Below are 21,884 nucleotides of genomic sequence, written 5' to 3'. Positions count from 1 at the left end.
GGCCCGCTTGACCTGCCGCATCACACCTCACACGCTATCAGATTCCGTGTGAGCAGCGGGTGTCGGCCGGTGACCGGTGGAGGGCGGTCCGCCCTGGCGGCGAACCGGCCTTCCCTGCCCTGCTCCGCAGGAACTTCGTTTCCTCCCCGGCCCGAAGACCGGGGTATCCACGAAGGAGAGACCCGATGAGGACACCCATGGCAGCCGAAGTGAAGGGTCCCGCCAGCTACTTCCAGTCCATCGAGAAGAAGTACGGCCGCCCGATCGCCGAGTGGAAGGAGCTCATCCGCACCTCCCCACTCACCAAGCACATGGAGCTCGTCACCTGGCTCAAGTCCGAGCACGGCCTGGGCCACGGCCACGCCAATGCCCTTGTCGCGCACACTCTCGCCGAGGACTCCGGCAGATAGTTCAGCGGACGTGGTCACCGGCCAGGGGCGTTCCAAAGTCGGTTGAGTCGGTGAAGGCACTGGTCACGGCGTGGTGACGATGTCGACGGGGGCCGCTACGAACAGATCGAGGCTTCCGTTGTGGACGGATGACCTTGCGAGTCGTCGTCCAGAACCGGAGCCTCGATGTGCCGCCAGTCTGCCACCGCCTGTCTCGTGAAGTCGCCGCCGTTGGCGGGATGTTCGGGGTTGTCGTTGGCGGAGCGGCTGGTCAGGCTGCCGGACCCGCGCCGTCGCCGGGGTGTGCGTCACCCGTTCGTAGCGGTGCTGCTGATCGCCGCGTCGGCGGTGGCGGCGGGCGCACGCTCGTATGCGGCGATCGGGCAGTGGGCCCGCAGCGCCCCGCAGCAGACCCTGGCCCGCCTCGGTGCACGCCTGCTGACCTCGCTGAACGTGCGGATCGCGCCGAGCGGGTTGACGATCCGGAGGATCGTCTCCGCCGCCTGCCCGGGCGGCCTGGCCGATCTGATGGGCGAGGCCCCGACCGGCGCACCGGCGGTGGCGGTGGACGGCAAGAGCGCTCGCGGCACGCGTACCGATACCGCGCTCGCGGCCCACCTGCTGTCCGCAGTCACGGCCACCGGCCGTGTGGTCAGCCAGCTGCGGGTGCCGGACAAGACCAACGAGATCTCCGCGTTCCCCGCCCTGCTGGCCCCGTTCGACCTGACCAACACCGTGGTGACCGCGGACGCCCTGCACACCCAGCGCGAGCACGCGAAATGGCTGGTGGAAGTGAAGAAGGCGCACTACCTGCTGGTGGTCAGGGGCAACCAGCCGAACCTGCACGCAGCGGTCAGGGCCCTGCCGTGGCAGGAGGTGACCGCCCGCCGCTACGACCGTGGGCGCGGCCACGGTCGGCGCGAGACCCGCTCGGTGCGCACGCTCACCGTCACCGGCCTCGGTCTGGACTTTCCCCACGTGGTCCAGGCGGTGAAGATCCTGCGGCACCGCACCAACGTAAAGAGTGGCAAGGCCACCCGGAAGACCGTCTACGCAATCACGGATATGACGGCACGTGAGGCATCACCGCAGTTCATCGGCCGAATCGCCAGGTCGCAGTGGGGTATTGAGGCCGTCCATCACGTGAGGGGCACGACGTTCGCCGAGGACGCTTCCCAGATCCGGACCGGGCACGGGCCGGAGACCATGGCCACCCTGCGCAACCTTGCCATCAACAGGCTCCGCGAGCACGGTCACACCAGCATCGCCGCGGGCCTCCGCGAGATGTCCTACGAACCCTTCACCCGCCCCCTCGACCTCCTCGGGGTGGCCCCGTGACCGGCAACGGAACGGCCCAGGCTGCGCGTGCGGTTGAATGAGTGGGGTGAATGAGACTGCTGTTCTGCGGCTTCGTCAGGCCGTGCGGCGTATCGAGGCCGCTACCCTGCAACGTGCCGCAACGGGGCGTGGCCCGGAGGAAGCCGATGACATGGTCGGTACATTCGCCACGGACGGTGCCCTCGGCTTCGATCCGTTCCCGTTCCTTCGGGCTCTTCACGAGGCCGGTTCAGGTGCGGTGGTCATCGGCCAGGTGGCCGGCATCATGCACGGCTCAGCAGAACTGACCGGCGACCTCGACCTGCTGTGGGACGGTACGCCCGCACAGGCGCACGCCCTGCGCGAGGCCCTGACCGCCACGGGCTGCGCGGACCTGCCCGACCTGAACCGGCCTCAGGTGGACTACCAGGCCATGGGCGCCAGCGGCGACCTGTGCACGCCCGACCTGCCCTGGGGCGGCATGGACGTCGCACCCTGCCTCGCCCGGGCGGTCAACGCCCACGATCCGGCGGGCTTCGCCATCCTCTACGCCGACCTGGACGACCTGATCCTCATGCGGCGTTCCCTCGGCCGCCCCAAGGACCACCGTCGCGCGGACGAACTTGAGGTCTTGCGCCCTTGAGTGCCACGCCGTGACCAGCACTTTCACCCACCCGGCAGGACTTTGGAACGGCCCTGGGTCACCGGCCCAGTCACCGAGCCGGGCGGGCCGCACTCCTCCGTTCGGCGAGGCCGAGGGTGTCGTTGCCGGGCGGTGCATAGGATCGCGGTCATGGCACTGCGACCTGTACACGTGAACATCAAGGCACTTGATGCCTCGGCGGTCGGCCGGTTCTGGGCTAAGGCGCTCGACTGGAGTGCCTACCGCCCCGGTGTGACCACCTACGTGGGACCTCCCGGTGGCCTCGTCTGGCCGGACCCGGTCGTGGTCGGCATCGACGTCGTGCCCGTCCCGGAGCCCAAGGCAGCGACGAAGAACCGAGTGCATCTCGATCTCGCCACCACCTCCGCGGCCCATCAGGAGGAGTTGGTCTCGCGCCTTCTGACCCTCGGTGCGACGCCTGCCCACGTGGGCCAGGGCGACGTGCCGTGGACGGTCCTCGCCGACCCGGAGGGCAATGAGTTCTGTGTGCTGGAGCCTCGGCAGGTCTACCGGGACACCGGGCCGATCGCCGCCGTGGTGGTCGACTGTGCGGATCCGCGGGCCATGGCCCGGTTCTGGGGCGAGGCAACGGACTGGGTCCTGCACGAAGTGACCGCCGATCAGGCGGTGTTCCGCTCCGCCAAGGGTGTCGGCCCCTATCTGGAGTTCATCCGCACGCCCGACGTGAAGACGGTGCCGGACCGCGTCCATCTCGACCTGCTGCCGTACCCCGGTGACGACAAGGCGGCGGAGGTGGCCCGGCTACGGGCCCTGGGTGCCACCGACCTCGGCCTCGGCCAGGGCGACAGTCCGTGGACGTGCCTGAACGACCCCGAGGACCACGAATTCTGTGTCCTCGCCCCGTCCTGAACCGAAGCCTTCAGGGCGCCCCGGCCGCAGACCGGGTCCATCAGCGGCCGGCAGCCCCGGGCTCAACTCGCTTTGAGTGTCACGGCGGTGCGCTCGTGGGCGGCGCGGGCCGTTTCCAGCAGGCGCCGCCAAGAGGTGACGGTCGGCCGCCGCCGCAGCAGAGCCCGACGTTCCCGCTCGGTCATGCCTCCCCACACGCCGTACTCGATGCGCTCGTCCAGGGCGTGGGCGAGGCACTCGGTGCGTACGCCGCAGCCGCCGCACAGTGCCTTGGCCCGGTTCTGTGCCGCCCCTTCGACGAACAGGTCGTCAGGGTCGGCAGTCCGGCACAGTCCACGCTCACTCCAGTCGGTGCCCGCCATCTGTGATGCCGTCCTCTCCCCTGGACCGGTGACGCCGGTTGCCTCCATGCCGTCGGCAACCGGCATATGACAGTACGTCGTTCTGCGGCTTCTGCCGAGTCCGTCGTACGTTGTCACACCTTCGGGTGAGCGGGACTTGCCTGGTAGGGACGGTGGCGCTATGGGTTCCCCTTATCCATCCGGGTGGTCAGAAGGGGCTGTCGCGGGCAAAGATGGTGGTCATGACGGATGAGGGCATCTCGATCGACTCCACCACGCCCAGTATCGCGCGTGTCTACGACTATCTGCTGGGCGGGAAGGACAACTACGCCGTAGACCGGGAGATCGGCGATGTGTTCAAACGGGATCTTCCCGGCTCGGTGGGTATCGCCTTCGCCAACCGCGCGGCGCTGACGCGGGCAGTGACGGAGATCGTGACGACGACGGACGTACGGCAGTTCATCGACCTGGGCAGCGGTCTGCCGACGGCCGACAACGTCCACCAGGTGGCGCAGCGGCACGCCCCGGAGTCGCGCATCGTGTACGTCGACAACGATCCCCAAGTGCTGGTCTACGGCCGCGCGCTGCTGGAGCAGAACGACCGGACCCGTGTCGTCGCCGCCGACGTACGCAATCCCGAGGACGTGTATCAACACCCGGACACCCGGGAGCTGATCGACTTCGAACGCCCGGTGGCCGTCATGTTCAGCGCCATCCTTCACCACGTCAACGACGACGAGGACCCGGCACGGATCGTGCGCTACTGGCGCGACCGTGTGCCGTCCGGGAGTTGCTTCTTCGTCAGTCACTTCCGCTCCGGCAACAACTCGGAGACGAGGGAAGCGGAGAAGGTTCTGCAGCAGACCTTCGGCCGCGGCCGGTGGCGCAGCGACGAGGAGATCGAGCACCTGCTGGAAGGCCTGGAGATCCTTGACCCCGGCATCGTTCCCGCGCCCCTGTGGCGCCCTGAAGCGGTCGACAGTCAGTGGGCCGACGCCGGCGGACTGGAACTCACCGTCTGGGAGCACCTCATCACGGCCGGGCTGGCACGCAAGCCTTGAGCCCGCAATGTGTACGGAATTCGGGCGCGAGAGTTGTACGGGAGGGCCCGCCAGACGGGGAAGAGCGGCATGGTTGTCTCCTTCGAGATGGCCGAACCCTGGGTGTCCTGATCCCGCGGGGAACACCAGGGAATCAGCCGGCCGCCCACCAGGCGCCGACACCGCTCCGCCGCAGGTCGGCCCCGGAGCTGGCCCAGAAGCCCCGAGCTTCCCAAGCCAAAGGCACTCGTTGCTGTCCACGAGCCCCCGGGTCAGAGAAGGTCCCGCCAGAAGGGAATCGTCGCTCTCGGGTTCCAACCCTCGTCGACGTCGCCGCGTGCCTCGTCGAATTCCTGGTGCATGTAGTCGACCAGGTCCAGCCCGTAGTAGATGACGTCTGTCTGCCACATCGAGAGCACTGGATGCGCGAAGCTCCCCCGACCGGCGGGAAGGTACCGGTGGCCATACACCGGTACGAGCATCGGCACATCTGCAAGATGGAGCTGTGCGACGGCTAGGGCAGCCGCGTCATCGGACGGACGCTCACCCCAGGCCGCGTACCAGAACCTGTTGTGCTCGACATCGAAGAGGACACCCTCGACCGGCCAGTTGAGCCGCTCGCCCAACCTGGCCGGATCCTCGCTGCGCCACTCCGGCCAAGGCTTGGACCAGGTCTGCCCCTCCTCGGGTGGAGCATTGACAGGAAGGCCGGTTGCAAGGAATGCACGGTGATCGTCCGCGAACTCGAATCCACACTCGCGCTCGATGCGCGCGAACTCGGAGTCCGTCAGTCCCGGCTCGAACTCGTAGAGACCTGTCTGAGCCAGGCGACGTGCCGCCTCCGCGCCCAGACGCGTTCCCTTTTCACTGATCACCGAAGCACGCTAACGCGAAGAGGACCTCGTCGGCACCTGAGTTAGCAGCGGACTCCGTCTCATTCAGCCCCGTTCCCGACCGTCCAGTCGAGACCAGGAGCCGGGCGCAGCCCACGAGCGGCCCGCCGATGAACCCAGGTGAACGCCCCTGCACACACCCGAGAAGCCCACCAACGCAGTTGGAAAGCGTGTTGCCATCGGAGTTGGGTTATGGCCCGCGGAGGACGGCGATGCGTGATCAGCTTGGAATGTGGAGACCATCATCGCCAGCGGTATAGCCGTCCTGGGAACGCTGCTTGGTTCGGGGATCACCCTGGCGTTCCAGCAGCGCACGACCGACAGGAGCAACCAGTTCACCCGTCTGGAGAAGCTGCGACAGGAGCGCCTCGATGCCTTCTCCGCCTACGCCGGTGCATTGATCAACTACCGCCGCTGCCTGATTCACCTCTGGTTCTGCGAGCACGAACAGCCACCACCCGAGGACCCCGACACGGTGCGGATCCGCGCCTACGACCTGCGCTCCAACGCCCAAGAGGCTCTGTTCCGGGCGCAGATGCTCACCGATGACGAGACGCTGAACCAGACCGCGGAGGACGTGCTCGCAGACGTTACGACGCTGTCCAAGACCGACAGCAGAACAGAACTCGACGATGCGAGGGTGCGGACCCGTGACGACATCAGCAGACTTGTCAGAGCAGCCAAGCAACACCTTTGAGGCGCGTGCAGATGCGCCGGCTCGTAGGGCCCCACGCCGACAGTGACCGCACCACAAACGCACCAGGTCGAGCGGGGAACAGCGGGGAAGCACCGTGAATGCAGTCGAGCCCACGGAGGTGGCGAGAATGCCGTTAGAGCAGGTCAGCGGCTACGACAGGCCCTCGACGATCGCAGCTTCCCAAGCTGCGGGCTCACGCACCGTCGTTACGAGACGACCGTCGCGGCTTACTCTGGTCGACGGCACCGGCAGCGTGGCAGAGAGCGGTGGGGCGCGCAGCAAGGCATACGCGCGCAGATCGGTCGACGTCCTCACCGTCGCGGCTGACTGTCGTCGGCTGAGGCCCAGACCAACCCGTATCCGCCTCCGAGTAGACGTCATCGGTCACCCACCTGCGGCCGGCGCGGCAGGACTGTACATCCTGAGCACCATGACCAACCTCGACGGCCCGTACGTGACGGTGCACTTCCGCCTTGAGATCGAGGACGATTGGCCTCCAGCGTCGGTGGAGAGTCTGTGGGCGGTCGACCAAGGCGACGGCACTGCGCGGCTCGACAACAGGCGCACAGGCCACCCGCTGCTGAACAGGGAAAACCCAGCTCACTAAGATCTCCTGCAAGACCATGGCAAGAAGACACCTAGGAAGCATCCCGCCGCGGATCCGACAGATTGTGCCACTCGTGACCGCACCCATCGGCGCAATGCAGCATCCGCCTGCGGGTATCCGCGATGCTGAAGAGGGCGACGAGCAAGCGGAACGACTTGGTGAGTTCATAGGCCGGAAGTACTTCCATCCCGAAGCGCCACTTCGTGAGCATCACCGCCGGCGCGTGAGTGGGACGAATGCCAGAACGCGCAATGCTCTCTAGCACATCTTCCTCGCAGGCGCTGGCCTGCCCACAGAACAACACCAGTGCGTGCAGGACCTTGCGCTGCTCACCTTCCGCGAGGCTCTCGAACCACTCGACACCCTCGGCCGTCGGTCTGAGCCCCTGCGCAAGTTCGTTCAGGACCAACTCGTTTGTGTACAGCACCGGCCACCTCCCCGTGATTCAGACTGACGGTACGCTCACCAGAGCCCCGACGATTCCCCGGGCTGTTCAGTGCGAAGGCCTGAAGCCGGCGGACTTGTCGAGATGAAACGCGGAGCCCGGAGTCGCCGGAGTCCACACCTCACGCAGGGCAAGCCGAACAGCCGCCGCAACACCGGACGGCTGTACAGGCTCAGCCTCGCGCCCCATCCAGTTGCTCGGATGCGGCTGGTCGGTGGTAACCACGAGCGTCGCTCCCGAGGTGTCCGCATGCTCGACCGCGAACGTGCACGGCGACCAGGCCAAGCCCTGGTAGTAGGTCGGCCTGCCTCGCAGCCGCCAGCGGTAGGCCGTGCCATCGACGACGATCCGTCGTGCTCCCTTGCGGACCAGAGCCATGGCTCCCCCCTTCAACAGCGAAGATGCTAGCGAGCCCGGCGCCGCCGCCCGTCTCAGATTCCGTCTCATTCAGCACCGTTCACGCTCGTTCAGACGAGACCGAAGCCGGTGGCTGCTCCCACGGCCGAACGCCAGTGAACGCAGGCGAACGGCCCCGCTCGAAGCCTCAGGCCCCACCACCAGAGTGGGAAAGCGTGTTGGTGGGGCGGACCCGAGGCCGACACAGCGGCGAAAGCGTCAGACCCTGATGAGAGTCTGGCTGGCATGGATACACCCATTGCCCCTGACAGCGGGGATGAGGAGCACGCGGTCATCGCCCACTTCCGGCTCGGCGGTGACGGCTTCGGCGATGTCGACCAGCGCGAGCGAATCTATGAAGCTGAGGAGGTGATGGAGGCAGCGACCGCGGAGGCCGGCGTCGGGGAGATCGACGGAAACGAGTTCGGAGGCGGCGAAGCCGTCGTGTACGCCTACGGACCCGATGCCGATGCTCTGTTCAAGGTCCTGGAGCCGACCCTGTGCAGTCTGCCGTTCCGGCCGGCGCACGTCCGTCTCAGGCGGGGTGACGACGAGACGCGAGTGGATCTGTAGGCCTGCTGAGCGGAGCGGTACGTTGGCGAACGCACCAAGCGCACCAGATATGACGGGGAGCCAGGGGGGAATCACGGTGAAACCGGCCAAGGCCATTGACATCCTGTCCCGAGTGTCCGCCCAGCTCAGCTTCCGAAAGTGACTCAAATGATCGCAGCTTCCCAAGCCAAGAGCGCGAGTTCGATTCCCGTCACCCGATCCATGTCGAAGCCCCAGGTCAGTGGCCTGAGTCTGGTGTACGTCCGGCCCGCAAGCGCCGTCCACCCCCTCTCACGGCCACGGAGACGAGCCGCCCCGTTATGGGGATGCACCTCTTGGAGGTACCTACGCGGTCGCCTTGGTGCAGTCAGGCCCCGGCCCGGTCCAGGGCGCTCTGCAGGGACTGTCTGTAGCCCGCGCTGGTGTACGTGGCGCCTGACACCGTGTCGATGTCCGCGCTCTGCGCCTGCAGCGTCTCCTGGTTGAGCTTGGGGACGGCCGTGGAGTTGATGTCCCTGCTCCGCGCCGTCTCGTCGGGAGACCGGACTGCGGTCGCTTCGGTGATCCTGCTGCCGGTGAGGGTGATCCGTACCTGGACCGGGCCGTACTTCGTCTCGGCCGTGGACCCGGTGACGGTGCGGGTGGTGGGTGCGGCCGCGGTGGTCTTCGGGGTGGAGGGGGCGCTGCTGGTTTCCAGTACGGGCGGCCGACGCCGTGTGCGGCGGCTGCGTGCTCGTCGGGGACGGGGACGGGGACGGGGTGCGCTTCTTTCCGGGCGACTTCGACGGCGAGGGTGACGCGGACGGGGAGTACGCGGACGCGGTGGCGCTCGACGTGATCGCGGGCTCGGTCCGCGCCGCCGACGGGTCCGTGGTCGGCTTGAGCGTGAGCAGCAGCACGATGCCGGAGACGGTGCCGGCGGTGGCCAGTAGCGCGTGGCGGAACGGATGCTTCTTTCTCACGGGAGCACCAGCGCATCAGCGGTACGAAGTGTCACGGTTCGCCTCAGAACTCGAAGGACTCGTGGTGGATACGGCGGTGCGGGACACCTGCCTCGCGGAGTGCGGCGTACGACTCCTCGGCCAGTCCGGGCGGTCCGCACAGGTACACGTCGTGTCGCGCGATGTCCGGCAGGATCCTGCGCAGCATCTTCGCGGTGATCGGGGTCCGGCGTCCGTCGGGTTTGTTGACGGCGTACAGCAGTTGCGCCCCGCGCGCGTCCGCGATCGTCTCCAGTTCGTCCCGTAGTGCCAGTTCCTCCGCGGTACGGGCCCGGTAGAGCAGCGTGAGGTCTCCGGGTGCCCCGGGCAGGGTCTCGAAGAGGGCTCGCAGCGGGGTGATGCCCGCTCCTCCCGCGAGCAGCAGTACCTTGCCGCGGCTGCGGCGGGCCGCGGTCATCGCCCCGTACGGTCCTTCGGCCCACACGCGCGTGCCGGGTCGCAGTCCGGCCAGCGCCGCGCTGTGTCCGCCGACGGCCTTGACGGTGATCCGCAGCAGGTCGGGGCGGGGAGGGGCCGAGAGGGAGTACGGGTTGGCGCTCCAGCGCAGCTCCTTGGTGAGGAACCGCCAGCGGAAGAACTGCCCCGCCTCGGCTCCCATGCGGTGCAGCCGTCGGCCCCGGATCAGCACGGAGACCACGTCCGGCGCCTCCAGCACGACGGATTCGACCCGCATACGGTGCCTGAGGTTGAGCCGTACCGGTATGAGCACGCGGTACCACAGCAGCAGGGCGCCGACTGTGATGTACAGGGCGTACCAGGCCGCGCGGGCGGCGGCGTCCCCGACGAACTCGGCGCCCGTGGCGAGCTGGTGCCAGAAGGCCAGGTAGACCGCGGCGTAGGTGAGCAGGTGCAGGTAGTACCAGAGCTCGTAGCGCATACGGCGTCGTACGGCGCCCGCGGACACGAAGCCGACGACGATCAGCAGGAGTGTGCCGACGGCCGCTTCGATCATCCTGGGGTATGCGGTGACGACGGAGACCGTCTGCGTCGCGATGCCGGTGTCCGCCTGCAGCGCGTATCCGTACAGGATCAGCACGACGTGGACGAGGGTCAGGGTCAGCGCGTAGCGGCCGCTTCGGGCGTGCCAGCGCACCACGCGGTCGGACCCGACCCGGCGTTCCAGGGCCGGGACGCGCGCCATCTGGGCGATCACCAGGGCGATCGCGTAGCCCGCGAGCAGTCCGGTGATCCGGCCCGCGTTCACCAGGCGGTCGGCGGTGGTCGCGGCCACGGCTGGAGTGTTGTGCCACCACAGCCACAGCACGGCGGCGGCGCCCGTCCAGGCGAGCCCCAGCAGCGGTGCCGCGGGGGAACGCCGGGGCCGGATCCGACGCATGGCCTGCCGTCTTCCCGCCCGGCTGTGCTGGATCGCCGTCACAAGGCTGTCTTCCGTCTGCCGACTTCGGTGCCCCGGCACCGTACACCGGCCGGGTGGCCGAAAATATTCGGTGAAGACAGGGCGGGATCTACCGGAGATCCACTGCCGGGGATGGCGCGCATGGGCCCGCTTCCCCATAACCACCTAGTCCAGCGCACCGGCGGGGGTGAGTGTCACACCCTCCGCGACGTGGTGGCCGGCCTCCCCTTTCGGACACACCGCGGAATCACTCGTGACTGCACTCGCCGCCCATGCAACAGCTCCCCGGTGGCGAACTCGCGCGGCCCGCAGACCCTGACGCAGCTGGCCGAGGAAACCGGCGCCACCCCGGTCCGGGTGGAGGATGCGGCCCGCGACGCCGAGATCGTGGCCGTCACCGTCCCCGTGAAGGCGGCCCCGAACCTGCCGTCCCGAACCTGCCGTCCCGAACCAGACGTCCGGACTGCTGGACAGGGCGGCCGGGGCTGTCGCGGTCGTCGACACCGGCAATAGCTACCCGAGGCAGCGGGACGGAAGGATCGACGCGATCGAGGACGAGGACCTGACCGAGAGCCGCTGGACCGAAAGCCCCTGGGCCGAGCGTCAGATCGGGCATCCCGTGATCAAGGCGTTCAACGGCACCCTCGCTCAGGACCTCCTGGATCGCGCCCGGCCGGAAGGCTCCTCCGACCGTCTGGCTCTGCCCGTGGCGGGGGACGATCCGGCGGCGAAGGGCAAGGTGACGGGTCTTGTCGAGGAGATGAGGTTCGACGCCGTCGACGCGGGCGGACTCGATGGCTCCTGGCGTCAGCAGCCCGGCACGCCGGTGTACGGGCTGCGAGCCGATTCCAAGGGGGTCATCGAGGAGCTGGCGGCTGCCGGGCCGGAGCGGGGGCCGGAGTTCCGCGGCTGAGAGAACCGCCGACCTCGCGGGTTCCGGTTTCTGACCCCTGCTTCGTCAGTTCCCGGGCTCGCCCGAGGACTGCCGCACCACCAACTCCGTGGGCAACATCAACTGCTGCCGTTCCGCGCCCGGTTCGGTGATGTCGGCGAGGATGCGGACCATCGTGCTGCCGAGTTCCTCCACCGGCTGACGCACCGTCGTCAGGGGCGGATTGGTCCAGCGCGCGTGCGGGGAGTCCTCGAATCCGACGACCGCCACATCGCCGGGTACCTGCCGCTTCTGGCGGCGCAGTTCCTCCAGCGCGCCGATCGCCATGAGGTCGGAGGCGGCGAAGACGGCGTCCAGGTCCGGTGCACGTTCAAGAAGCGAACGCATTGCCTGACTCCCGCTCTCCCAGCTGAAGTCGCCGACCTCGACGAGGGTTTCGGGCGCGGGCAGACCGGCCTCTTGATGTGCCGTCCGCCAGCCCTCGAGGCGGCTGCGGCCGACGTCCATGTCCAGTGGTCCGGCGATGGTGGCCACCTTCTTCCGTCCGCTGCGCAGCAGGTGGCGGACGGCTTCGGTCGCTCCGCCGGCGTTGTCGGCGTGGACGTAGCTCAGTCGCTCGTCCGCGTCGCGGCGGCCGGCGAGCACGGTGGGCAGGCCCATTTCCTCCAGCATGGCGGGCAGCGGGTCGTCGGAGTGGACGGACACCAGCAGAACCCCGTCCACCCGGCGCTCCGCCACCGATTCGGTCAGCTGCTCCCGCTCGGCCTGGTCGCGGACGAGCATCAGCTGGAGCTGGGTGCGACGGTCGGCGAGGGCTTGGCTGACGCCTCGGATCAGTGCGGCGAAGAACGGTTCGGAGCCGAGTCGGCTCGCCGATTCCGGGATGACCAGGGCCACCGCGTCGGTGCGGCTGGTCACGAGGCCGCGGGCGACCGAGTTGGGTACGTAGTTGAGCTCCTTGATCGCTGCCAGGACCCGGGACCGGGCGTCGGCGCTGACCAGATGCGAACCGTTCACGACACGGGACACCGTCGTCCGGCCCACGCCGGCACGGGCGGCGACCGTCTTGATCGTCGGACGGCGGTTTCCAGCCATGCACTCCCCTCCCTCAAGCCGCGGCAGCGTCGACCGCGTTGTTGACCAGCATCAATTCTGGCAGACGGCGGGGCCGGGCAGGCGGCCTGTCCGGCACGAAAGATGAACGCATGAACCCCGGATCGGCCGCTGATCGCGTTCAAGTCATTGACAGATCCGCTCACTGCCGTGAGTCTGCTTCCCGTCGGTGGGAACGTGCCCACCCAGAAGTGGGCACGTTCCCACAACTCACCGGAGCCGCTTGGTCACCGCTCTCGTGTCCGTTCGATACGACTGCGCCGGCCGTAGGGAGAAGATTCATGAGCAGTCTCGGTACGTCGCGCGGGAGAAGACTGGCGGCAGCAGCCGCGGCCGTCGGCGCGTTGGCACTCGTCGCCGGTTGCAGCAGTGGCGACGGCTCAGTCACGGGCGGCGGCAAGAAGGACGGCAAGGTCGTCATCACCATGGGCATGTACGGGGTGATGGGCTTCAAGGAGTCGGGCCTGCTCAAGCAGTACGAGAAGGAGAACCCCGACGTCGACATCCAGGCCGAGATAGCCGGTGACGAGCAGACGTACTACACCGCGCTCCAGACCCATCTCGCCGCGGGCAACGGCCTGAAGGACATCCAGGGCATCGAGGTCGGCCGCGCGAAGGAGGTGACGCAGACCCAGTCGGACAAGTTCGCGGACTTCGCCGGCTCGGCGGGCACCGACCACTTCCTGCCCTGGAAGCAGTCCCAGATCACCACCAAGGACGGCAAGGTCCTGGGCCTCGGGACCGACAGCGGCCCGATGGCCGTCTGTTACCGCAAGGACTACTTCGAGGAGGCCGGCCTGCCCACGGACCGCGAGGCGGTGGGCAAGCTGTGGGCGGGCGACTGGAAGAAGTACGTCGAGGTCGGCCGCACCTTCGAGAAGGACTACAAGGGCGACAAGGTCGCCTACATGGACTCGGCCAGCGGTCTGTTCAACGCCATGGTCTACGGCTACCCGGAGCAGTACTACGACGAGGACGGCGGCCTCATCTACGCCGAGAACCCGGTCGTCAAGGAGGCGTGGAACCTCGCCGCCGACGCCGCGGACGACGGGCTGAGCGCCAAGCTCCGTCAGTTCCAGCCGGGTTGGGACCCGGGGCTGGCCAACGGCACGTTCGCCACCGCCGTCTGCCCGGCGTGGATGCTGAGCCACATCAGCGAGAAGGCCGGCCCGGAGAACGCGGGCAAGTGGGATGTGGCCAATGCCCCCAAGGGCGCGAACTGGGGCGGCTCCTTCCTCGGCGTCGTGGAGAAGAGCCCGGTCAAGGAGGAGGCGCAGAAGCTCGTCGCGTGGCTGACCGCGCCGGAGCAGCAGGCCCACATCTTCGAGAAGCTGGGCAACTTCCCCTCCTCCCGCACCTCGCTGGAGCGGGACGACGTCAAGAACGTGACCTCCGAGTACTTCAGCGACGCGCCGATCGGCCAGATCTTCGGTACCGCCGCGCAGCAGATCCCGGACAAGCAGGTCCTGGGCCGCAAGGACGGCACGATCAAGGACACCTTCTCCCAGGGTCTGGCCCTGGTCGAGCAGGGCACCTCGCGTGACAAGGCGTGGAAGACCACCTCGGAACGCATCGAGAAGGCGGTCGGCTGACCCCTCGGCCTCAGGCCGCCCGGGGCGCGCCCGCCTTCCGCCGGCGCGCCCCGGGCCCGGCTCGGACAACCGCTGTCAGGAAGGAAATCCGGTGGCCACCTCCACCACGAACGCCTTGGCCGACGAGGAGCCTCCAGGCCCGTCCCCGAAGACGGGCACCGGGCGCACGGGTCAGCGACGCAGTGCCCTGCTGCACCGGCTGGACCTCAGGAGCGCGCCGTACGCCTTCGTCGCACCGTTCTTCGTCGTCTTCGCCGCGTTCAGCTTCTACCCCCTCGTCTATACGGCGTGGATCTCTCTGCACAGGGTGGAGCTCGCCACCCTCGACGTCATGGAGTGGGTGGCGTGGGACAACTACGTCGGCCTCGTGAACGACTCGCGGTTCTGGAACGCCCTGCAGAACACCTTCACCATCGGCGTCATCTCCACGGTGCCGCAGCTGCTGATGGCGCTGGGGCTGGCGCACCTGCTCAACTACCGGATGCGCGCCTCGCTGTTCTTCCGCGTGGCGTCGCTGGTTCCCTATGCCACGTCCGTCGGCGCGGCCGCTCTCGTGTTCACCATGCTCTTCGAACGCGACTTCGGCATGATCAACTGGATGCTGGGCGTGGTCGGTATCGACCCGCTGGACTGGGAGGCCGACAAGTGGCCCGCCCAGGCCGCCATTTCGACCATCGTGATCTGGCGCTGGACCGGCTACAACGCGCTGCTGTACCTGGCCGCGATGCAGGCCATCCCCGCGGAGCGCTACGAGGCCGCCTCCCTCGACGGGGCCTCGCGGTGGAAGCAGTTCACCCACGTCACCGTGCCCGGGATCCGTTCCACCATCGTCTTCACGATCGTGCTCTCCACGATCGGGGCCACTCAGCTCTTCGGTGAGCCGCTGATCTTCGGCCAGGGGCCCAACGGAGTCACCGGCGGCGCGGACAACCAGTACCAGACGCTCGGCCTGCTGCTGTACGAGGAGGGCTGGAAGAACTACCAGATGGGCCGCGCGGCGACCGTCGCCTGGGCGATGTTCCTGCTGCTCATCCTCGTCTTCGCGGTGCAGCGCCTGATCCGCCGGCTGCGTACTCGCACGCCCTGACCTGGAGCCCTCATGACCGTCAACAGCCTCCCGGTCCGTCCCGACATCCCGGTCCGGACGGATACCGAAAGCCCTCGCCGCCGCGGTCGCCGGCTGCTGCGCCCGGGTGCCGGCCGTCAGCACCACGCGGGGCCGCTCGCCTACGTCCTGCTCGCCGTCATGGCGATTCTGTCGATCTTCCCGCTGTACTGGACGATGGTGGCGGCGTCCACGGACAACACCCGCGTCAGCCAGACACCGCCTCCCTTCCTGCCCGGCCCCAACCTGTTCGGCAATCTCGCCCGTGCCTGGGACGAGGCGGCCATGGGCAAGGCCATGATGAACAGCCTGATCGTGGCCGGGGTGATCGCGCTGTCCACGGTGATGTTCGCGACCCTCGCGGGCTTCGCCTTCGCCAAGCTGCGCTTCAAGGGGCGCAACATCCTGCTGATGCTGGTGATCGGCACCATGATGGTGCCGCCGCAGCTCGGCGTCGTTCCGCTGTTCATGATGATGTCCGAACTCGGGCTGGCGCAGCAGCTGCCCGCCGTCATCTTCCCCACGCTGGTGAGCGCGGTGGGGGTGTTCTTCATGCGGCAGTACCTCTCGGAGGCGCTGCCGGACGAACTCGTGGAGGCCGGGCGCGTCGACGGGGCGCACTCGCTGCGCATCTTCTGGAGCATCGTGCTTCCGGTGGCGCGGCCCGCGATGGCGGTCCTGTTCATGATCACGTTCGTGCACGCCTGGAACGACTTCTTCTGGCCGTTCGTGGTGCTCGACATGACCAACCCGACGGTCCCCGTCGCCCTCACCCAACTCAGTGCCGGGTACGTCCGCGATCAGTCGCTGATCATGGCGGGCGCGCTGCTCGGCACGCTCCCGCTGCTGGCGATGTTCATCGTCTTCGGCCGCCAGATCGTCAGCGGCATCATGGCCGGCGCCGTCAAGGGCTGACCCCGCACACCGGCCCGGGCGACGACCGCCGGGCCCGCACAACCCTGTTCGCCCTTCGCCCGCTCGCGAACGGGCTCATTCCTGAAAGGACTTACGTGGTCACCGCTGCACAGCAGAGCGAGTCCGGCACGGCCGGCGCCCGCACCTTCCCCGGGGACTTCCTCTGGGGTTCCGCGACCGCCTCGTACCAGATCGAGGGCGCCGCGGCCGAGGACGGTCGCACGCCGTCGATCTGGGACACGTACGCCAGGACGCCGGGCCGGGTCCGCAACGGCGACACCGGTGACATCGCCACCGACCACTACCACCGCTGGCGCGAGGACGTCGCTCTCATGGCCGACCTGGGTCTCGGCGCCTATCGCTTCTCCCTCGCCTGGCCGAGGATTCAGCCCACCGGACGCGGCCCTGCCGTACAGAAGGGCCTCGACTTCTACCGGCGCCTCGTCGACGAGCTTCTGGCGAAGGGCATCAAGCCCGTCGCCACGCTGTATCACTGGGATCTGCCTCAGGAGATCGAGGACGGCGGAGGCTGGCCCGAGCGGGGCACCGCGGAGCGGTTCGCCGAGTACGCGGCCCTCGCCGCCGACGCCCTGGGCGACCGGGTGACGACCTGGACCACCCTCAACGAGCCCTGGTGCAGCGCCTTTCTGGGCTACGGCTCCGGTGTCCACGCTCCCGGCCGCACCGATCCGGTGGCCGCTCTGCGCGCCGCCCACCACCTCAACCTGGCGCACGGCATGGCCGTAGAGGCGCTGCGTGACCGGCTTCCCACCGGTGGCCAGTGCTCGGTCACCCTCAACATCCACCACGTCCGGCCGCTGACCGAAGACCCGGCCGACGCCGCCGCGGTACGGCGGATCGACGCGCTCGCCAACCGGGTCTTCACCGGTCCGATGCTTCACGGCGAATATCCGGAGGACCTGCTCAAGGACACCGCCGCGCTGACCGACTGGAGTTTCGTCCGCGACGGCGACCTGCGGCAGATCCACCAGCCACTGGACTTCCTCGGCGTCAACTACTACACGCCCACCCTCGTCTCGGAGGCGGGCAGCACGGGCAGCCACACCTCGGACGGACACGGCAACAGCTCGCACAGCCCGTGGCCCGCGGCGGACAAGGTCGCCTTCCACCAGCCGCCCGGCGACACCACGGCCATGGGCTGGGCCGTCGACCCCACGGGCCTGTACGACCTGCTCCGCCGGCTGGCGTCCGACTTCCCCCGGCTGCCGCTGGTCATCACGGAGAACGGCGCGGCGTTCGACGACTACGCGGGCCCCGACGGCCAGGTCAACGACCCGGCGCGTATCGCCTACCTGCGCGGCCACCTCGCCGCGGTTCACCAGGCCATCGCGGACGGCGCGGACGTGCGCGGCTACTTCCTGTGGTCGCTGCTGGACAACTTCGAGTGGGCGCACGGCTACAGCAAGCGCTTCGGGACGGTCTACGTGGACTACCCGACCGGCACCCGCATCCCGAAGGCCAGCGCGCGGTGGTACTCGGAGGTCGCCCGTACCGGCGTACTGCCGGTCGCCTGATCCATTGTCCGGCTCGCCTGCGGCTCAGGCTGTGCTGAGCATGCCTTCGCGCAGGCGGGCCAGGAGCCTGGAGATGAGACGGGAGACGTGCATCTGGGAGACGCCGAGGTGTTCGCCGATCTGGGCCTGGGTGAGTTCTTCGACGAACCGCATGTGAATGATCTGCCGGTCGCGTTCATCGAGGCCGGCGATCAACGGGGCCAGCGCGTGCACGTTCTCCACGAGCTCCAGCGCTGCGTCCTCGGCTCCGATGAAGTCCTGAAGGGCGCTCTCGCCGTCGTCGCTGGTGCTGATCGCGGCGTCCAGGGAGGCAGAGCTGTAGCCGTTGGCCGCGAGTTGGGCCTCCACGACCTCTTCCTCGGGCAGGCTCATCAGTTCGGACAGTTCCCTGACGGTCGGCGTGCGGCCCAGTCGGCTGTTCAGTTCCTCGTTGGCGCGCGCCAGTTGCAGGCGGGCTTCCTGGAGTCGTCGGGGCACGTGCACGGCCCAGGACGTGTCCCGGAAGAACCGCTTGATCTCACCCACGATGTACGGCACCGCGAACGAGGTGAACTCGACCTCACGCGACAGCTCGAAACGGTCGATCGCCTTGATCAGACCGATCATGCCGACCTGGACGATGTCCTCCATCTGCTCCGGCCCACGGCTGCGGAACCGGCCGGCCGCGTAGCGGACCAGGGACATGTTCATCTCGATCAGCGTGTTCCGGGCGTAGCTGTGCTCGGCCGTACCCTCTTCCAACTGGGCCAGCTGACCGAAGAACCACCGCGACAGCTCACGGGCGTCCCGAGGTGCCACTTGGGCAGGCTCTGCGGCCTCCGCCGAGTCGCCTGTGTGCGAACGAGTGGTCGTCGCCTGCGTGAGCACCATGATCTTCCCCTCTCCCGATGTCGACCACCGCCGCCCGCGACCGCCGACGGCCCACCGTCTACCCCAACGCGGGCCCTCCATTCCTGCATGCGCGAAGGGCCCGGCCGGAGCCGGGCCCTTCGATGAAACGCACGGTGCGCTCAGGTCACCACCGGTACCAACGGCCCCGACCACCCCCGGTGGTCGTGGACCGCATCACAAAGCCGAGGAGCCACACCACCAGAACGGCGATGGCGACCCACCACAAGACCTTGAGCGCGAAGCCGGCACCGAAAAGGATCAGGGCAAGAAGCAGAAGCAGAAGCAGGGGAACCATAGTTATCAACCTCCGGCACTCCGAATTACCTGCGATCCTGAAATCAATCACCCATGAAGCCTTGTTTATTGAGGCATACGTTGGGCACAAGGCTCATTTTCTACTCAGCTCGACCTGGCGCGCCGACGTGGTGCCCAACTCCTCCCGGAACAGCCGGGTCAGGTGACGCGTACTGACGTTGTGTCGCCCCGCGAGTTCGGCGCGAGGTCGATGCCCGCGGTGACGCCTGCCGACGTGTACGTCGAGCTGTCGCGCACATGGATGGCATCGGGCTCGACGTGTGCTTTCGGCTGCCGGGCGGCGAGTTCGCCGGTGAATCACCCGCTCGCCGCACACACCGGGTCGTCGAGGGCGGTCACCGTGTAGGGCGGGGTGCCGGGTGGCTCGTCGTTCTGGCTGTTGACGACGTAGAGACGGCAGTCGTGACGGGCCAGGGTGGTGGGCAGATCGAACCGGTCGCCGGTTATGCGATGGACGACCGTCCCGCTGCGCAGCTGCGCGTCCAACCGGGCGATGTAAACGCCGTGCGGGGCACCGTAATTGAGTACGGCGTACAGGTTCCGGCCGTGGAGCACCATGCCGTCCGCGCCGAACGAGGTGTCCCCCAGGTCGAGCCGGCTCACCTCGCGGGTAGCGGTGTCGATACGCCAGACGGCCTCGGTCCCGTTGGAGGCGACGAGCAACGTCCGACCGGCTGGATCGGCCACTATCCCGTTGAGCAGCCAGTAACGGTCGGGGAAGCCGGGGAGCGCACCGCGTACGTCTGCCCAGGGCTCCAACGGACCGACTCTGCCCCCGTCCAGCGATGCGCGCAGGACCACCGGGTTCGCCCAGTCGGTGACGTAGACGGCGTCGGGCGTGATGACCAGGTCGTTGAGGTCTGGGGCGCCGAGGGGACCGTCCGGCGCGTCCGCGGCGTCCAGGAGACGCCCGTCCGGGGCGTGGACGGTGAGCCGCCCCTTGCCGACGGAGAACACCCGGCCCCTACGGTCGGTGTGCATGCCCCGCGAGCTGCCACGGGCGGTCGCGCCGTCGGCGCGGAACGGCCGCATCCGCGGCGACGTCACCCGCCCCTGGTAGAGGGCGCCCGTTCCGTCGGAGGACACGTACATCGTCCCGTCGGGGCGGACCTCCATCCCCTCGGGGAGTACGCCTTCCGTCCGGGAGACGACATAGCGGTCGGGGAGCGGTCGGCAGGCGCCCGCCGCGGGCACGGCCGCAGCGCAGGTCAGCAGTGTCGCTGCCGCAAGGGCCGGCGCAACGAGTCGGCGAGGTGCGGACATCTGGCCTCCAGCTGGTTGGCGGCGCCCGGTGGGCGCCCGTTCCGCACCCGAGAATCGCCGTCCGCCGGCATTCCCTGCCCGTCCTTTCGGGCAGGGCCGAAATGCAGGCCCGCTCCGGTACTCTGCACCGCGTGTTACGGATACGGTTCGGCCCGGTCGACCTCGCCCGCGTCACCGTCGCCGCCGCACCCGACGTACTGCTGGAGACGGCCCTGAGTGTCCGCCATCTGGCCGCGCCGGGCTCGGGCCCCGCAGCGCGCCGTGGTGAACTCACGGCTTGGCGGCGGGCCGTCAAGCCGGGGCTGGCGGCCCGCGCGGGGATTTTGGCCCGGCTGGTTCCGCCCGCCGGTTATCTGCCGGACTTCCTGTACCAGCCGACGGCCCGGGACGCCGTCACGGCGGCCGAACTGGCGGCGCGGACCCCGACGCCCCAGCTGGCCTCGGACCTCGACCCACTGCACACGGTGTCCGGGGCGTCCGCGACACGGGAGCTGGCGCAGGGCTCGAACGCGGCCCGTCGGAGGCTGGTCGAGGACCTGACGCGATATCACCGCTCGTCGCTCGCCCCGCTCTGGCCCGCCGTACTGAACGTGGCCGCGGCCGATCGCGCGCTGCGGTCGGAGACCCTGCTGCGCGGCGGTGTCGAGGCACTGCTCGCGACCCTGCAGCCGGGCTGGCGATGGTCTCCGCCTGAGCTGCTCGTCCCGTTCGCCGCCTCTCACACCGTGGAACTGTGCGGGCGGGGGCTGCACCTGATGCCCTCCTACTTCGCCCCGAGCCCGATGCTGATCTACGACCCGGCGGCGCCGACGGTACTCGTACGCCCGCTGCCGGTCACCGACACCGCGACGCCTCCGGGCGACGTGCTGGGGGCGCTGCTGGGACGCACCCGCGCCGGAGTGCTGGCATCCCTGGCCACGCCGGCCGGAACCACGGCTCTCGCCGAACGGGCCGGAGTCTCGGCGGCCACGGCCAGCGAGCACGCCACCGTGCTGCGCGCGGCGGGTCTGATCACGACGGTGCGCGACGGCAGCCGAGTGCTCCACGCCCTCACCCCGCTCGGCGAGGCGCTGCTGGCTGGAGGGTGAAGCGCCCCGGGGCGGCAGGCGTGCGTGGCGGCGCCATCAGTGAAAAGGGGCACTGCAGAATCCAGTCCTGGGCACTCGGCTTGCGAGGGAGGGAAGTGACACAGCAGCCTCCTGGTCGCGGCTGACCGCCGCCGCGGCGACACTGCCGAGGAGACAGAAGGAGCCGCAAGCAGATGAGCACGCTCACCGGATGGGAACGGGCACTTGAGCGCGCCGAGGAGGCCCTTTGGGGGCGTTTCTTCCGTAGGGAGCCCATCGATGTGGTGGCTGCGCTGAGGCGCGAGTGCGACAGCAGTGCCGTGGTGTGCAGCCAGAGCCGTGTCGTGGTCCCGAACGCGTACGACGTGATGCTCGCGGAACACGTCCACGACGAACTCGCCCGCAACGACGCCCATGTGGGGCAGGCCCTCACGGAAGTGCTTGCGCGGCACGGCGAACATCAAGGATACGAATGGGCCGGGCCGCTGGCCGTGCATGTCACCAAGGCCCGCGAGGTCCCCAACGGCCGCTATCGGGTGACGAGCAGGGCGATGCCCAACGTCAGCGCCGACGGTTTCCGGGATCTGTGAGAGGGCCACGTTCCCGAGCCCTCCCTGCTCCCTCCCC

General features: G+C 68.6%; 23 protein-coding genes and 3 pseudogenes. 15 read left to right on the top strand and 11 right to left on the bottom strand.

Annotation, left to right across the window (positions count from 1 at the left end; genetic code table 11):
• The first annotated feature begins 197 nt into the window (after window positions 1-197).
• The 4 genes from AC3ETA_RS34160 to AC3ETA_RS34145 all read left to right on the top strand — a co-directional run bounded on the left by AC3ETA_RS34160 (window position 198) and on the right by AC3ETA_RS34145 (window position 3,240).
• Window positions 198-410 carry a DUF4287 domain-containing protein gene (locus AC3ETA_RS34160; protein ID WP_432196769.1) on the top strand — a complete coding sequence of 71 codons (213 nt, stop codon included), beginning with the start codon at window positions 198-200 and terminating at the stop codon, window positions 408-410.
• A gap of 165 nt (window positions 411-575) precedes the next feature.
• On the top strand, window positions 576-1,727 hold the full coding sequence (locus tag AC3ETA_RS34155; protein WP_432196768.1) for an ISAs1 family transposase: 1,152 nt from the start codon (window positions 576-578) through the stop codon (window positions 1,725-1,727).
• Between the two features lie 151 nt (window positions 1,728-1,878).
• The gene (locus AC3ETA_RS34150) at window positions 1,879-2,349 is read left to right on the top strand and encodes a hypothetical protein (protein ID WP_432196767.1); all 471 of its coding nucleotides are present in this window, start codon (window positions 1,879-1,881) and stop codon (window positions 2,347-2,349) included.
• A 150-nt stretch (window positions 2,350-2,499) separates the two neighbouring features.
• Window positions 2,500-3,240, top strand: coding sequence for a VOC family protein (locus AC3ETA_RS34145; protein WP_432196766.1), 741 nt, complete (start codon window positions 2,500-2,502; stop codon window positions 3,238-3,240).
• A gap of 62 nt (window positions 3,241-3,302) precedes the next feature.
• Here AC3ETA_RS34145 and AC3ETA_RS34140 read toward each other — a convergent pair whose 3' ends face one another.
• Window positions 3,303-3,602, bottom strand: coding sequence for a WhiB family transcriptional regulator (locus AC3ETA_RS34140; RefSeq protein WP_432196765.1), 300 nt, complete (start codon window positions 3,600-3,602; stop codon window positions 3,303-3,305).
• Between the two features lie 221 nt (window positions 3,603-3,823).
• Between AC3ETA_RS34140 and AC3ETA_RS34135 the strand changes: the two genes are divergently transcribed.
• A complete protein-coding gene (locus tag AC3ETA_RS34135; protein ID WP_432196764.1) occupies window positions 3,824-4,642 on the top strand; it encodes an SAM-dependent methyltransferase in 819 nt (272 codons plus the stop codon).
• A gap of 251 nt (window positions 4,643-4,893) precedes the next feature.
• Here AC3ETA_RS34135 and AC3ETA_RS34130 read toward each other — a convergent pair whose 3' ends face one another.
• Window positions 4,894-5,496, bottom strand: coding sequence for a hypothetical protein (locus AC3ETA_RS34130; protein ID WP_432196763.1), 603 nt, complete (start codon window positions 5,494-5,496; stop codon window positions 4,894-4,896).
• Between the two features lie 250 nt (window positions 5,497-5,746).
• Between AC3ETA_RS34130 and AC3ETA_RS34125 the strand changes: the two genes are divergently transcribed.
• Window positions 5,747-6,211: a hypothetical protein gene (locus AC3ETA_RS34125; protein WP_432196762.1), complete on the top strand. Its 465-nt coding sequence runs from the start codon at window positions 5,747-5,749 to the stop codon at window positions 6,209-6,211.
• A gap of 430 nt (window positions 6,212-6,641) precedes the next feature.
• Window positions 6,642-6,770: pseudogene (locus AC3ETA_RS34120) on the top strand (DUF4265 domain-containing protein); the annotation flags it as partial.
• A gap of 79 nt (window positions 6,771-6,849) precedes the next feature.
• Here the strand turns inward: AC3ETA_RS34120 and AC3ETA_RS34115 are convergent.
• Complete coding sequence (locus tag AC3ETA_RS34115) at window positions 6,850-7,245, bottom strand: DUF5958 family protein (protein ID WP_432196761.1); 396 nt, start codon at window positions 7,243-7,245, stop codon at window positions 6,850-6,852.
• Between the two features lie 66 nt (window positions 7,246-7,311).
• Window positions 7,312-7,641, bottom strand: a complete 330-nt coding sequence (locus tag AC3ETA_RS34110) for a hypothetical protein (protein WP_432196760.1) — start codon at window positions 7,639-7,641, stop codon at window positions 7,312-7,314.
• Window positions 7,642-7,905: 264 nt separating this feature from the next.
• On the opposite strand from AC3ETA_RS34110, the gene AC3ETA_RS34105 reads away from it, so the two are divergent.
• On the top strand, window positions 7,906-8,232 hold the full coding sequence (locus AC3ETA_RS34105; RefSeq protein WP_432196759.1) for a hypothetical protein: 327 nt from the start codon (window positions 7,906-7,908) through the stop codon (window positions 8,230-8,232).
• Window positions 8,233-8,578: 346 nt separating this feature from the next.
• On the opposite strand, the gene AC3ETA_RS34100 is transcribed toward AC3ETA_RS34105, so the two are convergent.
• Window positions 8,579-8,776: an FMN-binding protein gene (locus tag AC3ETA_RS34100; RefSeq protein WP_432196773.1), complete on the bottom strand. Its 198-nt coding sequence runs from the start codon at window positions 8,774-8,776 to the stop codon at window positions 8,579-8,581.
• A gap of 440 nt (window positions 8,777-9,216) precedes the next feature.
• Complete coding sequence (locus AC3ETA_RS34095) at window positions 9,217-10,548, bottom strand: ferredoxin reductase family protein (RefSeq protein WP_432196758.1); 1,332 nt, start codon at window positions 10,546-10,548, stop codon at window positions 9,217-9,219.
• A 309-nt stretch (window positions 10,549-10,857) separates the two neighbouring features.
• Here AC3ETA_RS34095 and AC3ETA_RS34090 point away from each other — a divergent pair.
• Window positions 10,858-11,482: pseudogene (locus tag AC3ETA_RS34090) on the top strand (NADPH-dependent F420 reductase); the annotation flags it as partial.
• A 45-nt stretch (window positions 11,483-11,527) separates the two neighbouring features.
• On the opposite strand, the gene AC3ETA_RS34085 reads toward AC3ETA_RS34090, so the two are convergent.
• Entirely contained in the window at window positions 11,528-12,556 is a 1,029-nt protein-coding gene (locus tag AC3ETA_RS34085; protein ID WP_432196757.1) for a LacI family DNA-binding transcriptional regulator, read from the bottom strand.
• 299 nt (window positions 12,557-12,855) lie between these two features.
• Here AC3ETA_RS34085 and AC3ETA_RS34080 point away from each other — a divergent pair, with 299 nt between their 5' ends.
• From AC3ETA_RS34080 to AC3ETA_RS34065, 4 genes are all read left to right on the top strand, one after another.
• Window positions 12,856-14,166 (top strand): ABC transporter substrate-binding protein, encoded by a 1,311-nt coding sequence (locus tag AC3ETA_RS34080; RefSeq protein WP_432196756.1) that lies wholly within the window; start codon window positions 12,856-12,858, stop codon window positions 14,164-14,166.
• A 91-nt stretch (window positions 14,167-14,257) separates the two neighbouring features.
• The gene (locus AC3ETA_RS34075) at window positions 14,258-15,253 is read left to right on the top strand and encodes a carbohydrate ABC transporter permease (protein ID WP_432196755.1); all 996 of its coding nucleotides are present in this window, start codon (window positions 14,258-14,260) and stop codon (window positions 15,251-15,253) included.
• A 12-nt stretch (window positions 15,254-15,265) separates the two neighbouring features.
• On the top strand, window positions 15,266-16,186 hold the full coding sequence (locus AC3ETA_RS34070) for a carbohydrate ABC transporter permease (RefSeq protein WP_432196754.1): 921 nt from the start codon (window positions 15,266-15,268) through the stop codon (window positions 16,184-16,186).
• A 95-nt stretch (window positions 16,187-16,281) separates the two neighbouring features.
• Entirely contained in the window at window positions 16,282-17,721 is a 1,440-nt protein-coding gene (locus tag AC3ETA_RS34065; protein WP_432196753.1) for a GH1 family beta-glucosidase, read from the top strand.
• A gap of 24 nt (window positions 17,722-17,745) precedes the next feature.
• Here AC3ETA_RS34065 and AC3ETA_RS34060 read toward each other — a convergent pair whose 3' ends face one another.
• From AC3ETA_RS34060 to AC3ETA_RS34045, 4 genes and pseudogenes are all read right to left on the bottom strand, one after another.
• Complete coding sequence (locus AC3ETA_RS34060) at window positions 17,746-18,591, bottom strand: RNA polymerase sigma factor SigF (protein ID WP_432196752.1); 846 nt, start codon at window positions 18,589-18,591, stop codon at window positions 17,746-17,748.
• Between the two features lie 145 nt (window positions 18,592-18,736).
• Entirely contained in the window at window positions 18,737-18,907 is a 171-nt protein-coding gene (locus tag AC3ETA_RS34055) for a hydrophobic protein (protein ID WP_432196751.1), read from the bottom strand.
• A 200-nt stretch (window positions 18,908-19,107) separates the two neighbouring features.
• Window positions 19,108-19,221: pseudogene (locus AC3ETA_RS34050) on the bottom strand (AraC family transcriptional regulator); the annotation flags it as partial.
• Window positions 19,222-19,224: 3 nt separating this feature from the next.
• The gene (locus tag AC3ETA_RS34045) at window positions 19,225-20,190 is read right to left on the bottom strand and encodes an SMP-30/gluconolactonase/LRE family protein (protein ID WP_432196750.1); all 966 of its coding nucleotides are present in this window, start codon (window positions 20,188-20,190) and stop codon (window positions 19,225-19,227) included.
• 131 nt (window positions 20,191-20,321) lie between these two features.
• On the opposite strand from AC3ETA_RS34045, the gene AC3ETA_RS34040 reads away from it, so the two are divergent.
• Both AC3ETA_RS34040 and AC3ETA_RS34035 read left to right on the top strand, forming a co-directional pair.
• Window positions 20,322-21,278, top strand: coding sequence for an ArsR/SmtB family transcription factor (locus tag AC3ETA_RS34040; RefSeq protein ID WP_432196749.1), 957 nt, complete (start codon window positions 20,322-20,324; stop codon window positions 21,276-21,278).
• A 173-nt stretch (window positions 21,279-21,451) separates the two neighbouring features.
• A complete protein-coding gene (locus AC3ETA_RS34035; protein WP_432196748.1) occupies window positions 21,452-21,847 on the top strand; it encodes a DUF3662 domain-containing protein in 396 nt (131 codons plus the stop codon).
• Window positions 21,848-21,884: the final 37 nt, after the last annotated feature.

The organism is Streptomyces sp. bgisy027, assembly GCF_057710365.1.
This window is presented reverse-complemented; position numbering and strand designations above follow the sequence as displayed.